Source organism: Leucobacter tardus (assembly GCF_017583045.1).
In the GTDB taxonomy this organism is placed as follows: domain Bacteria; phylum Actinomycetota; class Actinomycetes; order Actinomycetales; family Microbacteriaceae; genus Leucobacter; species Leucobacter tardus.
The window spans coordinates 20771-34397 of sequence record NZ_JAGFBF010000004.1 but is presented as its reverse complement, the minus strand read 5'-3'; the positions used below and the strand labels follow the sequence as shown (position 1 = coordinate 34397).

The 13627-nt window shown below is 66.2% G+C and carries 14 protein-coding genes and 1 tRNA gene; 7 read left to right on the top strand and 8 right to left on the bottom strand.

Annotation, left to right across the window (positions count from 1 at the left end; genetic code table 11):
- Positions 1-3 precede the first annotated feature (3 nt).
- Positions 4-2385 carry a helix-turn-helix transcriptional regulator gene (locus J4H85_RS05720; protein ID WP_208237774.1) on the top strand — a complete coding sequence of 794 codons (2382 nt, stop codon included), beginning with the start codon at positions 4-6 and terminating at the stop codon, positions 2383-2385.
- Here J4H85_RS05720 and J4H85_RS05715 read toward each other — a convergent pair.
- On the bottom strand, positions 2357-3799 hold the full coding sequence (locus J4H85_RS05715; RefSeq protein ID WP_208237772.1) for a mycothione reductase: 1443 nt from the start codon (positions 3797-3799) through the stop codon (positions 2357-2359). The two genes, J4H85_RS05720 and J4H85_RS05715, sit on opposite strands and share 29 nt — an antisense overlap.
- Before the next feature lie 174 nt (positions 3800-3973).
- Here J4H85_RS05715 and J4H85_RS05710 point away from each other — a divergent pair, with 174 nt between their 5' ends.
- Positions 3974-4522 carry a type 1 glutamine amidotransferase domain-containing protein gene (locus tag J4H85_RS05710; RefSeq protein ID WP_208237770.1) on the top strand — a complete coding sequence of 183 codons (549 nt, stop codon included), beginning with the start codon at positions 3974-3976 and terminating at the stop codon, positions 4520-4522.
- 54 nt (positions 4523-4576) lie between these two features.
- Here the strand turns inward: J4H85_RS05710 and J4H85_RS05705 are convergent, their stop codons facing one another.
- Both J4H85_RS05705 and J4H85_RS05700 read right to left on the bottom strand, forming a co-directional pair.
- The gene (locus tag J4H85_RS05705) at positions 4577-4825 is read right to left on the bottom strand and encodes a hypothetical protein (protein ID WP_208237768.1); all 249 of its coding nucleotides are present in this window, start codon (positions 4823-4825) and stop codon (positions 4577-4579) included.
- Positions 4822-5595: a hypothetical protein gene (locus tag J4H85_RS05700; protein WP_208237766.1), complete on the bottom strand. Its 774-nt coding sequence runs from the start codon at positions 5593-5595 to the stop codon at positions 4822-4824. Before J4H85_RS05700 ends, J4H85_RS05705 begins: the two co-directional genes overlap by 4 nt.
- 184 nt (positions 5596-5779) lie before the next feature.
- Here J4H85_RS05700 and J4H85_RS05695 point away from each other — a divergent pair, with 184 nt between their 5' ends.
- Entirely contained in the window at positions 5780-6814 is a 1035-nt protein-coding gene (locus tag J4H85_RS05695) for a hypothetical protein (protein ID WP_208237764.1), read from the top strand.
- 100 nt (positions 6815-6914) lie between these two features.
- Here J4H85_RS05695 and J4H85_RS05690 read toward each other — a convergent pair.
- The 3 genes from J4H85_RS05690 to J4H85_RS05680 form a co-directional block, all read right to left on the bottom strand.
- Positions 6915-7002, bottom strand: a tRNA-Ser gene (locus J4H85_RS05690).
- A gap of 75 nt (positions 7003-7077) precedes the next feature.
- Complete coding sequence (locus J4H85_RS05685; RefSeq protein ID WP_208237762.1) at positions 7078-7311, bottom strand: hypothetical protein; 234 nt, start codon at positions 7309-7311, stop codon at positions 7078-7080.
- Positions 7312-7411: 100 nt separating this feature from the next.
- Complete coding sequence (locus tag J4H85_RS05680; RefSeq protein ID WP_208237760.1) at positions 7412-7987, bottom strand: phosphorylase family protein; 576 nt, start codon at positions 7985-7987, stop codon at positions 7412-7414.
- 286 nt (positions 7988-8273) lie between these two features.
- On the opposite strand from J4H85_RS05680, the gene J4H85_RS05675 reads away from it, so the two are divergent.
- Both J4H85_RS05675 and J4H85_RS05670 read left to right on the top strand, forming a co-directional pair.
- Positions 8274-8534, top strand: a complete 261-nt coding sequence (locus J4H85_RS05675; RefSeq protein WP_208237758.1) for a hypothetical protein — start codon at positions 8274-8276, stop codon at positions 8532-8534.
- 84 nt (positions 8535-8618) lie between these two features.
- On the top strand, positions 8619-9110 hold the full coding sequence (locus J4H85_RS05670; protein ID WP_208237756.1) for an S-ribosylhomocysteine lyase: 492 nt from the start codon (positions 8619-8621) through the stop codon (positions 9108-9110).
- Here J4H85_RS05670 and J4H85_RS05665 read toward each other — a convergent pair.
- Positions 9107-10444, bottom strand: a complete 1338-nt coding sequence (locus J4H85_RS05665; RefSeq protein WP_208237754.1) for an amidohydrolase — start codon at positions 10442-10444, stop codon at positions 9107-9109. The genes J4H85_RS05670 and J4H85_RS05665 overlap by 4 nt on opposite strands.
- 38 nt (positions 10445-10482) lie before the next feature.
- Entirely contained in the window at positions 10483-11280 is a 798-nt protein-coding gene (locus J4H85_RS05660) for an isoprenyl transferase (protein ID WP_208237752.1), read from the bottom strand.
- An 84-nt stretch (positions 11281-11364) separates the two neighbouring features.
- Here J4H85_RS05660 and trhA point away from each other — a divergent pair, with 84 nt between their 5' ends.
- Together trhA and J4H85_RS05650 are read left to right on the top strand one after the other, a co-directional pair.
- Positions 11365-12135: a PAQR family membrane homeostasis protein TrhA gene (trhA, locus tag J4H85_RS05655; protein ID WP_208237750.1), complete on the top strand. Its 771-nt coding sequence runs from the start codon at positions 11365-11367 to the stop codon at positions 12133-12135.
- A gap of 37 nt (positions 12136-12172) precedes the next feature.
- Entirely contained in the window at positions 12173-13627 is a 1455-nt protein-coding gene (locus J4H85_RS05650) for a phytoene desaturase family protein (protein WP_208237748.1), read from the top strand.

Below are 13627 nucleotides of genomic sequence, written 5' to 3'. Positions count from 1 at the left end.
CTCATGGGTGAGAGCGGAATCGGGAAAACGCATGTCCTCAACACCCTCGCGACGCAGTGGTCCGCGAGCGGCCGTCCGGCTCTGCGGCTGAGCTGCCGTGCGGGTCGAGAAGCGATTCGTATCGCAGAGTCCACCCCGACCGAAGCCGCTCTCTTCATCGACGACTTCGAGTACATCGAACCCGAGTTACTTGCGGCGCTGGCCGAGCGGTTTTCCGAGGGCGGCGTCAGCGTGTCGGCGGTGCAGAACGGGCATGCGACCAATCAGCTCGCCGAATCTGTTTCGGAGGTGATGCAGGACATTCCCGCGCTGCTCGCCGACTGGGATCGGTGGCTGCACCTCAGACTCGACCCGATGACAGACGCCGAGATCGAGCGTTTGGTGCACGAACGCAGCGAGCACCTCGTGGACTCAGTGACGATGTCCATGATCGTGCAGCTCGCGCGCGGGCGGCCGGGGTGGGCAACCGACCTCTTGATGTTGGCCGAGCATGGCCTTCTAGTCGACGACCTGCGATCGACGATCGATACGCGAGGTCTCCGCGAACTGCATCTCGTCTCGCTCCGAGAGGCGGCGCTCAACGTCGGGCCGCTTCCGGAACAGGCTGCCGCTGCCGCGGTCGTACTCTCCGAGCTCGATCCTCTCGATCAGACACAAGCGGGTGATCTGACGGATTCGCAATCGGTGCACGAGTTGCTCTCTCGCGGGGTCATCGTGCTGGACGAGGCCACGCAGTTGCTCAGCGTCCCCCCGTTCCTCGCAGCAGCCGTGCGTACCCAGGCGCCCCCCGTGATGCTCGATCACGCACGGCAGAGCGCCGCTGAACGCTTGCTGCTGCAAGAGACGCTCGGCATCCCGCTGAGTTCCGCTGACTCGCTCTTCTGCGCGAGATTCGCGGCATCCGGATCGTTCTCGGATGCACCCGGTGCAGCTTCGGCTCTCCGTGCGGTGCTGCGCCGGACGACCGAAGAACTCGTCGCGTTCGGACGAGAGGGAAGCGCTCGAGCGCTCCTCCTGCGAAGCGCCGGCTTGGGAATGCAACTGGACGGTGCCTTCGGCGCTCGGGCCATGAGTGTCATCGGCGGACCGAAGCACGGGCTGGTCAAGTTACCGAGCCCGAGTGCCGAGGCCGCTGAAGTCCCGCGGCCGGAACGTCTCGCATCGGTATTCTTGCGCAGCATTCTCGAGTCGGAATCCGGGCTGGCCACGCTCCGATCTGCTTCCGATGATGAAGAGGCAGGTGAGGACGCTACCGTGCTTCGCCTCTTCCGCCTCTGGAACGCCACGGGATCGATCGCCGATGAGATGCCCTTCATCCGGCAAGTGGCACGCGATGATCGTGCCCCGGACCTGCAACTGATAGCCGCCGCGCTCTTCAAATTCGAATTGCTGTGGAACGGACATCAGCCTGCACCGGCCGACTACACGCGCTTCCTGCACCTGCTCGAACGCGCAGGCTTCACTGAGGAGGCCGATTCTCGCGATCTCATCGATACCGCGGTGGTCAGTTACGCCATGACGCTTCTGCTCTCGGACAACTATCGCTCTCGAGCCGAGGAGCTCACGTCGCTGGTGAACAGTCTGCCCCGAGCTGATCTGCACCGTCGCTGGTTGACGCATCTGCTGGCCACGGCGACCGCGGTCACCGCCGGTCACGCCGAGCGCTCGCTCATGGAATGGAGTGGATTCGAGCAGCGCACCCCCAGGTTCCTTCCTCGCCGGCTACGCGAACGCATCTCCGCGGTCACGCGCATCCTCGAGCAGGCGACGGCCTACGCTCAGAAGTCGCCGAAAGAGCGCAGGTGGACTGCGGCGACCGAGCGCAGTTCCGCGCGCGAAACACGCTGGAATCTTCACCATCTCTTCGCTTATCTTCTCGGCCAGACCGAACGGCTCCCGCAGCTCGATACTCCCCCCGACGAGCAGAAGCACCTCCGCATCCTCGCGCTCATGCACGAGCACACCACCGCCTCCGCCCAGCAGAACCCGGCCGCGCTGCAGCGCGTCGCCCACAAGCTGACGGAGGCGAGCCTCCCGGGTCCCGCATTGACCGCACTGCGAGAAACCCGCGCCATACTCGTCAAGCGTCGCGCTTCAGGCGCCGCAACGCGATGCGACCGTCAGATCGCGGAGGTGCGCGTGCAGATGCTGCGTGAAGTCCCCTGGCTGCGCGACGAAGACCTCCCGCAGGGCTCGGCCGCCAGTCTCACCCCCCGCGAGGTGGAGGCTGCGCGTCTCGCAGCGCGGGGCCTGTCGAATCTCGAGATCTCTCGCCGTCTCGATTGCAGCATCAGGACCGTCGAGTCGCACCTCTCACAGGCACGGGCGAAGCTCGGACTCGCGAGCCGTCAGGACCTCAGATTGCACCCGGGTCTCGCGAGTTAGGCACGTCGAGGCCGAGCAACGCGTTCTCGGCGACTTCCATGAGCGCCGGATGGATCCAGTACTGACCACGGGCGAACGTGTGCGCATCGATCCCGAAACTCATCGCCGTGATGATCGGCTGCACCAGGTTCGACGCCTCGGGTCCCATGACGTGGGCGCCGAGCACCCTGCCGTCTCTTCGATCGGCGACGACCTTGAAGATGCTGTTCCCGTCTTCCATCGCCCACCCGTAGGCGGTGTCGCCATACCGCTGCGTCTTCGTCGTCACATGTTCCGCCCCGATCGCTTCGACCGCTTGCGTCTCGGTCCAGCCGACCGTGGCGAGCTCCGGGTGGGTGAATACCGCGAGCGGGATCGCATCGGCGCGCGATGCGACCAGGTCGTCGGGGTGCTCGAGGTTGTGGGCTACGACGCGAGCCTCGTGGTTCGCCACGTGCTTCAGCTGCGCAGCCGAGGAGATGTCGCCGAGTGCGAAGAGCCCCGGCACAGGCGAGCCGCCCGAGAGGACGCGCTGGAACTCATCGACCATGATGCGCCCATCGTCATGGAGATCGAGGTGCGCCGCGGCGGCATCGACGAGATCCGAATTCGGACGCCGACCCATTGCGACGAGCACGGCATCCACCTCGAGGGTCTCGCGTGCGACGGTGCTCGCATCTGCATCACGCACCGCGATGTCGGCGATCACCCGTCCTGCGGTTCCGGAACGGACTCCGGCGAGCACCCGGCCGAGACGCACATCCCAGTGCCGCGAAGCCTCTTCGGTGAAGGCCGCTGAGACCTCCTCGTCGAGGCTTCGCATGAGTCGCTGACTCCGGTTGATCTGCACGACCTCCGAACCGAGCCCGGAGAAGATACCCGCGAACTCGCAGGCGATGAATCCGCCGCCCACGACAAGGACACGCTGCGGCTGACGCTCGACGCGCATGATCGTATCCGAGGTGTGCACCTGAGGAAGGTCGATGCCGGGGATGTCCGGAAGCACGGCGCGAGACCCTGCGGCGATCACGAGACGTTCGGCTTCCACCTGAGTGCCGTCGTCCGCCACGAACGATCGAGGCCCGGTGAGCCGCACGCGCTGCTCGATCAATTCCACGTGTTCGAGGCCCAGACGATAGTCGCGTCCACCCGCCGAGATGGGGTCGATTCTCCCGAAGATACGATCGCGCATCGCGGGCCAGTCGACACCCTCCGTGCGCTGCGTGACGTTCAGTCGCGCTGCTTCCTCGGGTGAGCGCGCGAGAAGCGCGGGCCGCACGAACATTTTCGTAGGGATGCACCCGACGTTCAGGCAGGTTCCACCGAACACGCCCTGTTCGGCGATGACGACATGCCGGTCGTCCCAGAAGGGCGTCACGAGCGAGTTGCCTGATCCGGAACCGATGATCGCGAGATCGGGTGAGAGCTGGGTCATACGTTCATGGTATTCCGCTCACCTGCCCGCACGCTGCACCCGCACGTCCGGAATGCGCAGCCCGCACACGCGCGACGTAGCCGAATTCCGCCGACCGCTCAACCGGTTGCGTCACGCCGGAGACGCGCGATTGACTCGTGTGCAACCGCAGATCCAATGAGAAGGAGCAGAAGTATGTCGCATCTCACCGGAAAGAAAGTCGCATTCCTCGCTACGGACGGATTCGAAGACTCCGAACTCACGAGCCCCTGGGACGCAGTGACGGAGCACGGTGCCGTCGCTGAACTCATCTCAACCGAGTCCGGAACCATCACCGGGAAGAACGGCCACGAGGCGAGCGTCGATCAGACGTCCGCGCAAGCCAGCGCGAGTGAGTACGACGCCCTCGTCCTCCCCGGAGGCGTGGTGAACTCCGATGACATCCGACTCGACGCGGACGCCGTCGCCTTCGTCCGTCAGATCTTCGCCGAGCACAAGCCGGTGGGTGTCATCTGCCACGGCGGATGGATCCTGACGGATGCCGATGTGCTGCAGGGTCGCGAGCTCACCTCGTACCCGAGCCTGCGGACCGATCTGCAGAACGCGGGCGCCAAGTGGGTCGACGCCGAGGTCATCTGCGATGAAGGACTCGTGTCGAGCCGCACGCCCGATGATCTTCCGGCCTTCAACGCCAAGCTCGTCGAGGAGATCGGCGAGGGCAAGCACAGCGGTCAGACGGCGTAAGCCCGACGACGACTCGGACGAATCGGGGCCGGCGGGAACGCGGAGAGATCCGGGTTACAGCCGGCCCCGATCGCTGTAGTCGAAGACTCGAGACGCCGAGTGGCGCTCAACAGAGACCCACCAGTCCAGTGCGAGCACATAGTGCCGTTGACAGTACAGCTCGACCTCGCGCTCATCACCGACGGCCCAGACGACGTACCATTGCGGCGCAACGGCGCACGCGGACCGGGTCCAGTGACACACCGATCCCACATCCGCGATCTCAATCGACATCGCGCGGACGACGTCGAGGTGACGGCTCACCGCGTGTTCCGGTCGGACACGAGCGCGGTCACCGCCGCCTCAACGCGGAGCTGAGTTTGGTCCAGTTCCCGCTGTTCGAGCAGCACATCGTCGTCGAGCCACTTCGTCCACCGGGCGTCGTACGCACGCTCTCGAACCAGTTCGCGATCCCGGTCACCCGCGTCCCGAGCCGTGAGCGCGACGTACGATCCGTCGTGATCCAGATGCACCTGCAATCGGGATCGACGGGCCGGGACCACGAGCAGGCTCGGCAGGCCCGCGAAACCGATGCCGAACCAGCCGGCCTCACTGACGACCCGCTCCTCCTCGGTCTGACGGTCCCGGATGTCATCGAGAGAGAGGCAGTGATCGGCGGCGAAGCCACGCACTCGACCGCCGTCGATCGACAGGGACAGGGTGAAGGTCCGTGCCCGACCCCCGGACGAGACGAACCACTCTTCAGCGAGGTCTTCGACCGAGCGCGGCACGCCGCTGAAGTACCGGCGGTCGACTTCGAGGATTCCGCGGTGCGATCGACCCCCTCGATGGCGTTCGAACAGCATCGGTGCGTTCGATGCGGCACGCAGCGCCGGCAGGTCGAGGGCGACGACGATGACCGGTACGGGAATATGGGGCAGGACCTCACGAAGCGACCGTTGCAACTCTGTGGGTGATGAGAACTCGCGAACGTCGATTTCCCATTCCTCGTAGGCCACGATGCCGGACTCGATGCGGTCCAGCAATCCGTACACCTGCTCCCGTTCAGATCTCGACTCGATGAACCCTGCCATCCCGCCCTCCCCCAAAGGTGTGACATGCCTGGTGTGATGTTCACCTCGACGCTACCGAGATGATCCCGATTTCCACGAGATCTCAGCGGTTCTCGCACAGTTCTCGAACAGTTACTCAGGAGATGACGCCGTTACGGACTGTCCGAATAGGATGAACCGAACGCCGGAAGACGGGAGACCCGACGTGGATGACGAACGGAAGGCCGCGGTCACCTTCGACGATATCGCCGCCGAACTTCGCGCCCTCAGGGCGCAGCGAGGCGAGACGAGCTTTGCAGAGATCTCGCGTCGCATCAGCGTGGACCGGAGCGCGGACGGTGTCTCGGAGGCGGCTGCAACGCCCCCGCGATCGACGGTGTACCACGCATTTCGTGACGGACGCGCTCGCATGGACGCCGCGCTCATCCGCGAGATCGCGATCGCGCTGGGAGAGAGCGAGGCGCGGGCGGACACCCTGCGCGATCGATGCCAGAGCGCGCACCGCGCACGGGCGTCAACGCCCGCCCCGATGGAACCTGTCACCCGCTCCGATGAGGCCCCGCAGCAAACCTCGTTCGAGCAGCCGCCGAACGACGACCTCACGCACGCGCCAGACCACGACGCTGCATCTTCGGCTCGGGCATTCGGCCGGTGGGGCATCATTCTGCTGCTGCTCGCGTGCGTGTCCATGAACGCCCTCGGCGCGCTCCTCGTCGCCGAGCTCTCGCTCGGACTCTTCCTCGACATGATCGGCACCACGGTGGCCGCTGTCGCGCTGGGACCTGGGTACGGTGTCGCAGTGGCGACCACTTCGCACGGCCTCGCTGCCGTCGCAGCCGGGAGCACCGCTTCCCTGCCGTTCACACTGGTCAATATCAGCGGAGCGCTCGTCTGGGGGTACGGAGTGCGCTCGTTCGCGATGGGACGGACGTTCGCCCGCTACTTCTCGCTGAGCCTCATCGCGGGGTGCATCTGCGCTGCGGTCGCCGTGCCGGTCGTTCTCGCACTCTTCCACGATGGCACCGGCCACGCCGCCGACGGACTGGCTGAGACATTCCGAGCGCTCGGTCTCCCGACCGTCGCCGCCGTCTTCGCGGGGACACTGATGACCGCGATCCCCGACGCACTTGTCTCCGGCTTCGTCGCGCTCTGCGCGCTCCTCTTCGTCCATGCTCGCTGGCGAAGCGAGCACGGCGCTATCCCGCTGCTCGACCAGCTCTGCCTGCTCCGCAGGAATTGAGGGGAAGGGGCTCCCGGGCCTCTCGAGCCAGCGCCCGCGAGGCAGACGAAAAGAACCCCCGAACCTCACTGGAATGCAGTGCTGTTCGGGGGTTCTGCGGCGGTGACGGCGGGATTTGAACCCGCGGTAGGGGGTTACCCTACACGACATTTCGAGTGTCGCACCTTCGGCCGCTCGGACACGTCACCGCTAAAGAGAATAGGGGATCCGCATCTGAAATGCGAATCGAGACGCCCCCGGCGCGCGCGTCGGCGCGCCGTGAACTAGCGGTCGCGGGAAGCGTTCGGACTCAGGCTGCTGAAGTGCAGGAATCGATCGCGGAGATTGCGCGACGCCACGATGTCCCCCTCCCACCAGTCGATCGAATTCTGGTCGGGGTGACGCGTGCTCTTCTCGCGCTCGATCAGACTCGTGCGGTCGGCGATCTCGCGATCGAGTCCCGCGATAACCATCGTCTGTACGTTCTGAGGCAGTGTCGCGAATCCGTTTTCAGCCATTGGTGCAGGATATACCGGATTGCACACTTTCGACCACTCTCCACGCCCGTGGTCGAGGTTCGGGGTGACGCACAGGAGTCTCAGCGGACGCGCTCGGGGATCAGGGTCGGCTCACACGAAGGTGCTCATCCCAGAAGCGGCGCAGCTGCTCGCTCTTCGTTTCAGCGATCTCGTCCCACTCCTCCCCCGTCGTCGCACTGTCCGCGAAATCGGATGGCACCTTGTAGACCCGGAGCGGCACGCTGAGCCGCTCGCAAACGACCGCGTACGCGTAGGTCTCCATGTCGACGAGCGACGCTCCCAGGCTCGCCACCTGCGCGCGCTGACCGTCGTTCTGCACGAAAACGTCACCCGTCGCGATCACGGCTGCGCGCTCGTCGAGCCGGCTGGGAGCGAGTTCGATGCGGGGCGACGGGAGGGAGTAGTCGTGCTGCACCGCCGCCGACACCCGGTAGACGTGATTCAGCTGCGGCGCGTCGGTCCCGTCGGAGACGATGCCGGCCGTACCGAGCACGATGACCTCCGCCGGCACCGCAGGAGCCGAGCAGAGGGCACGCGTCAGTTCGGCGGCGGCGTTGATCTTGCCGACGCCGGTCACGAGGTGGGGTACATCGGCGAACGCCGTCGCCTCATCCGCGTGCGCAAAGACCAAGAGGGGTGGTTCGACAGTCGCCATAGCGGACCAGCCTAGCAATTCTGTGCCGAACGTGTATACTAGGTCGTTGAGTCACGATTGTTCGCCAGGCCCATCCCAGTGCGGGGAGGTGCGGCGGAGCGAACGAATGGCTCTTCATCCCGAGCACGGATGGTGACCGCGTCCAGTTGGACCGCATCGCACAGATCCTTGAGATCTCGGCGATGCCCGTTGAACGATGGCACCCCTTCTTCCGGCTTGATACCGACATTCGCGGATGATCCAGGCCGGATCACGTACCGCGCACGTATAGAAAGCATTTTCACTCATGTCTACACAACTTTTTACCCCTTATCACGCCCTCGCCGGCGAGCGCGGTACCCGCGTTCCCGAATGGGCGCAGCATCGTTCCGTCTTCCGCGGACCGGGACGCACGACCTACCTCGTTGAAACCGATGAGTTGAGTTCTGCCTCGGCAGATCTCACCCTGCTCGCCCGCACGGGCTGGGATGTGCAGGTCGAACGAGAGAGCCACAGCGCGGTCGCCCGTGTCCTGCTCAGCCAGTCCGACCTGCCTCAGGCGGCGTAACACTCTGTCAGCTCCGCACGTTTCGCGGCGAGCAGCGTAGCCTGGGACGGTATCGGCGACCGACCGGCAACGAGAGGACATTCCATGGGCGACATCGAACTGGCCGAAGTCGAGAGCTTCGCGCTCGATCACACGAAAGTCCGTGCCCCCTACGTCCGGCTCATCGGTGTCGAGCACGGACCCCGCGGCGATGCGATCTCGAACTACGACATTCGCCTCGTGCAACCGAACGCCGGCGAGATTCCCACCGCCGGACTGCACACGATCGAGCATACGATCGCGGCACTGCTGAGGACCCGACTCGAGGGACTCATCGACATCTCGCCGTTCGGGTGCCGCACCGGGTTCCACCTCATCGTCTGGGGCGAACCGACGCCGGCAGAAGTCGGCGCGGCGATCAAGTCATCGCTCGACGACCTCGCGCATCGCGTGACCTGGGACGACGTGCCTGGCACAGACGCGACGAGCTGCGGCAACTATCGCGATCACAGCCTCTTCTCGGCGCAGGAGTGGTCGGCAGAGGTGCTGCGCCAGGGCATCAGTCTCGACGCGTTCGATCGATCGCAGATCGCCTAGTCCGACGCTGCTCCGCGCCGCACGCGAGCGGCTGCGGCCCGCGCTCGTGCGCGAACGGCACGAGCGTCGAGGGTGAGGTGCTCGCCCTCCGCGTAAAGGTGTCGTCCGCCGACGAAGACGTGCCGCACATCGGTGCCGCGCGCCGCGAATCCGAGATGGGATACCAGTGCCTCTGCGCCGGAGAACGGCGTGGCGTGAGAACCGGTGACATCCAGGGCGATGACGTCGGCGCTCGCTCCGGCGCGCAGCACCCCGCTCGACGGGAACCCGATGGCTTCCGCTCCCCCGCGGGTGGCGACATCGAGGACATCGGCTGCGCGAAGAGCGGCCGCGTCGTGCCGCACACCGCGGTGCAGGATCGTCGCCGTCTTGATCTCCTCGAACAGGTCGAGCGAGTTGTTGCTCGCGACGCTGTCGGTGCCGAGCGTGAGGCGGGCGCCAGCGGCGCGGAGCTCCATGAATGGAGCGACACCGTTGCCGAGCTTCAGATTCGAGACGGGGTTGTGACTCACCGACGCACCCGCTGCGCCGAATCGCGCGACTTCACCAGCGGTGAGGTGCACGCAGTGCGCGGCGAGGAGTCGGTCGTTGACGACCCCGAGCGCGGCCAGGTGGTCCCCTGGAGTCGCCCCGAACCGCGTCTCGACATCATCGATCTCGGCGATCGATTCGGAGACGTGCGTGTGCACCGGGATACCGGTCCGCGACGACCGCTCGGCGATCTCGCGCAAGAACTCCGGCTCGCAGGTGTAGGGGGCGTGCGGACCGAAAGCGATCCTGATCTGCGGATCACCGGCGTACCGTTCGGCCAACCGCTCGGTCGCCTCGGTGATCTCGTACCCGGTCGCGTCACTGACGCCGGGAAATCCGATCGTCTCGCGAGTGAATGTGGCCGGAGCGACCATGGCGCGCATTCCCGAAGCACGCACCTGCTCGATGAGCGACTCGTCCCACACGTACATATCGGCGAACGCGGTCGTCCCGGTCTCGATCATCTCGACGAGCGCGAGATCGAGTCCCGCCGAGACGTCGTCGTGGGTGAGGTGCTGCTCGATCGCCTGCACTGCGGCGAGCCAGGGCATGAACCCCTCATCGTCACTGACTCCTCGCTGCAGCGTCATCGCCGAGTGCGTGTGCCCATTGACGAGCCCCGGCATGAGGACGTGTCCGCTGAGATCCCGAGTCACGCGCGATGCCGAGCGAGCCGGTCCCGCATAGATGATCGTGCCCGTCTCGTCGAACTCGAGCTCGCCACCGTCGATGGCCCCCTCGGGCGTGAGCATGGCATCGGCGCGCAGCACCTCGGGCGTGACGGAGCGGATATGCGGAGTCATCCTCCCATGCTATTGCGGGCGGAGGCCATCTGGGCCGGTCACCCGCCGAGGCGCCGTTGCCGGGTCGAGTAGTCGCGCAGCGCGCGTAAGAAGTCGACCTCGCGCAGGTCAGGGTAGAGCGCTTCGACGAAGTAGAACTCGGAGTGCGCCGATTGCCAGATCATGAAATCGCTGAGACGCTGCTCACCCGACGTGCGGATGACGAGATCGGGATCCGGCTGGCCCCTCGTCCAGAGATGTTCACCGATGCTCTCGGGTGTCAGATGGTCGGCGAGCGTGTCGATCGATCCGCCCGCCTCTTGGTGCTCTTCGATGATGGCGTGCACCGCCGCGGCGATCTCGCTTCGTCCGCCGTACCCGACCGCGAGATTGATGTGGAGGCCCGACCGTTCCGCACTCCGCTCCTCGGCTGCGGCGAGCGCATCGGCGAGTCCTTCGGACAGACCGTGGCAGGCCCCGACGTGCTTCACTCGCCAGCGCGGCTTCTCGGCGAGCTCGCGGGCGAGTTCGCCGATGATCCCGAAGAGGTCTTCGAGCTCTTGCCGATCCCTGGCGCCGAGATTATCGGCGGACAGGAGGTACAGGGTCACCACCTCCACTCCCGCGTCCTCGCACCAGGAGAGGAACTCGGGGATCTTCCGTGCACCCGCTCGATGACCGTACGCCGCGCGCTCCTGCAGGCGCTGCTTGGCCCAGCGTCGATTGCCGTCGACGATCACCGCGATGTGGTGGGGCACGCGCGCAGCATCGATCTCACGTCGCAGACGGCGCTGGTACAGCCGATAGAGCAGCCCGGGACGGGGCGTCTCGAGCTCGCTCGCAGGATCGGAATGCACGTCGCGAGTCTATCGCGGTGCACCCTCGTGACGACCGAGCACCCGTATACCCGTCCGCTCAGGGCTGCTGCGTAGACTCGTTCCATGGCCGAGCGACGCGAACCCGAAGCCGAGTCTCGCGACCGCAGTTTCCCAGAACCCGACAGTCTGTCGGTGCCGTTGCTCGACGAATCGATCGATCATGAGCGCGCGAGATCCGCACCGGGAGCCGCGGATCCGAAACCGCGGTGGCGGGGCTGGATCCACGCCGGAACCTTCCCGATCTCGATCGCCGCGGGCATCGTCCTGATCAGCCTCGCTCATGGAGCGGTGGCGAAGTGGGCGTCGGCGGTGTTCATGCTCACGAGCATGCTGCTCTTCGGCATCTCGGCGCTCTACCACCGCATCAACTGGAAACCGCGGACGAAGCAGTTATTCCGTCGTCTCGACCACGCGAACATCTTCCTGCTGATCGCCGGAACCTACACCCCGGTGGCCCTGCTCGCCTTGCCCGCTGAAAAGGGCACGCTCCTGCTCGCACTGGTCTGGGCCGGAGCATTGCTGGGAATCGGATTCCGGGTGTTCTGGATCGGTTCCCCGCGCTGGCTCTACGTGCCGTTGTACGTGCTGCTCGGCTGGGCGGCCGTCATGTATCTCGTCGACATCTCTCGGGCGAGCCCAGCGGCGATGGTCCTCGTCATCGTCGGCGGACTGCTCTACACCGTGGGCTCAGTCGTCTACGCCCTGAAACGCCCGAACCCGCTTCCCGGCACCTTCGGGTTCCACGAGATCTTCCACGCGCTCACGGTGCTCGCATTCCTGTGTCACTGGACCGCCGCACTGCTGCTCGCGCTGGATCCGTTCCGCCTGAGATGACGAGACGTACCCGAGCGTCCTCCGGTAGCCTGACCGTATGAGCGATCGAGGTGCGGCAGTGGTGGGCGCCGGCCCGAACGGGCTCGCCGCCGCCGTCACCCTCGCCCGAGCCGGGGTGCCCGTCACCGTGTTCGAGGCGCACCCCAGCATCGGAGGGGGCACGCGCACGGCGGAGGTGGTGCGCCCCGGAGTCCTGCACGACGTCTGCTCGGCGATCCATCCGATGGCGCTCGCCACCGAGTTCATGCGCGCGTTCGAGATCGAGCGGCGCACCGAGTTCGTCGTCCCGGAGGCCTCCTACGCGAACCCGCTGAGCGATCGCTACGCGGCCGTCGCCTATCGCGACCTCGACAGGACCGCCGCGCGCCTCGGGGTCGACGGACGACGATACTCACGCTTGTTCCGTCCACTCGTCGACCGCATCGATGACGTGGTCGACTTCGCGCTCGGCGGGGCGATGCTGCGTCGACCGCGCGACCTTCGCGCTGCGCTCGCGATGAGTCTCCGGGTCGCCGAGCAGGGCACCCCTGCCGGGGCACTGCGCTTCCGCGGCGAGGCCGCGCCCGCACTCGTCACCGGCGTCGCCGGACACAGCATCGGCGCCCTCCCGGGTCTCGCACCCGCCGCCGTCGGACTGGTGCTCGGAGCTCTCGCGCACACGACCGGTTGGCCGGTGCCCGTGGGCGGCTCACGCAGCATCACCGATGCCTTGGCCGCCGACCTCATCGATCACGGCGGTCGCATCGAGACGGACCACCGCATCACCGATCTGTCCGAGCTCTCCGCATTCGACACCATCATCTGCAACACCTCGGCACGCGTCTTCACCGAGATCGCGGGCTCACGACTCCCGACTCGGTACGCGCGTTCGCTGCGCCGTTTTCGCTACGGGGACGGTGCGACGAAAGTCGATTTCGTACTCGATGGGCCGATCCCCTGGGGCGACCCCGAGGTCGCGATCGCCCCGACAGTTCATCTCGGCGGCACCCGCGCAGAAACTGCGCGAGCGGAACTGGATGTCAGCCGCGGAACGATCCCCGAGCACCCGTACGTGCTGCTCGCTCAGCCGGACGGCTTCGACACGGGCCGGAATCCCGAGGGCGTTCACGCGATCTGGAGCTACGCGCATGTTCCTTCCGGATCCGACACCGACATGCGAGAACGGGTGACCGCCCAGATCGAACGGTTCGCCCCCGGCTTCCGAGATCGCATCGTCGACGTCCGCGTGACGACCGCGCGCGAGCTCGAAGCGTACAACCCGAACTACCACGGGGGCGACTTCAGCGCCGGAGCCATCACGATGCCCCAGCTGCTCGCTCGGCCGACGCTCAGCGCCGAACCGTGGCGGACCCCGCTCCCCGGCGTCTACCTCGCGTCGTCGTCCACACCGCCCGGCCCCGGTGTGCACGGCTTGAACGGCTGGTACGCCGCCCAGTCGGCGCTGCGACGGCAGTACGGGCTTCCCGCTCCGGCGCTCGGGATCGATGCGTGA

Bases quoted from the DNA above. Each gene is read 5' to 3' on its own strand.
- J4H85_RS05685 (WP_208237762.1), bottom strand. From the start codon at position 7,311: ATGGCTGAAAACGGATTCGCGACACTGCCTCAGAACGTACAGACGATG.
- trhA (WP_208237750.1), top strand. From the start codon at position 11,365: ATGGCCGAGCGACGCGAACCCGAAGCCGAGTCTCGCGACCGCAGTTTC.
- J4H85_RS05650 (WP_208237748.1), top strand. From the start codon at position 12,173: ATGAGCGATCGAGGTGCGGCAGTGGTGGGCGCCGGCCCGAACGGGCTC.
- J4H85_RS05670 (WP_208237756.1), top strand. From the start codon at position 8,619: ATGGGCGACATCGAACTGGCCGAAGTCGAGAGCTTCGCGCTCGATCAC.
- J4H85_RS05665 (WP_208237754.1), bottom strand. From the start codon at position 10,444: ATGACTCCGCATATCCGCTCCGTCACGCCCGAGGTGCTGCGCGCCGAT.
- J4H85_RS05710 (WP_208237770.1), top strand. From the start codon at position 3,974: ATGTCGCATCTCACCGGAAAGAAAGTCGCATTCCTCGCTACGGACGGA.
- J4H85_RS05720 (WP_208237774.1), top strand. From the start codon at position 4: ATGGGTGAGAGCGGAATCGGGAAAACGCATGTCCTCAACACCCTCGCG.
- J4H85_RS05680 (WP_208237760.1), bottom strand. From the start codon at position 7,987: ATGGCGACTGTCGAACCACCCCTCTTGGTCTTTGCGCACGCGGATGAG.
- J4H85_RS05715 (WP_208237772.1), bottom strand. From the start codon at position 3,799: ATGACCCAGCTCTCACCCGATCTCGCGATCATCGGTTCCGGATCAGGC.
- J4H85_RS05700 (WP_208237766.1), bottom strand. From the start codon at position 5,595: ATGGCAGGGTTCATCGAGTCGAGATCTGAACGGGAGCAGGTGTACGGA.
- J4H85_RS05675 (WP_208237758.1), top strand. From the start codon at position 8,274: ATGTCTACACAACTTTTTACCCCTTATCACGCCCTCGCCGGCGAGCGC.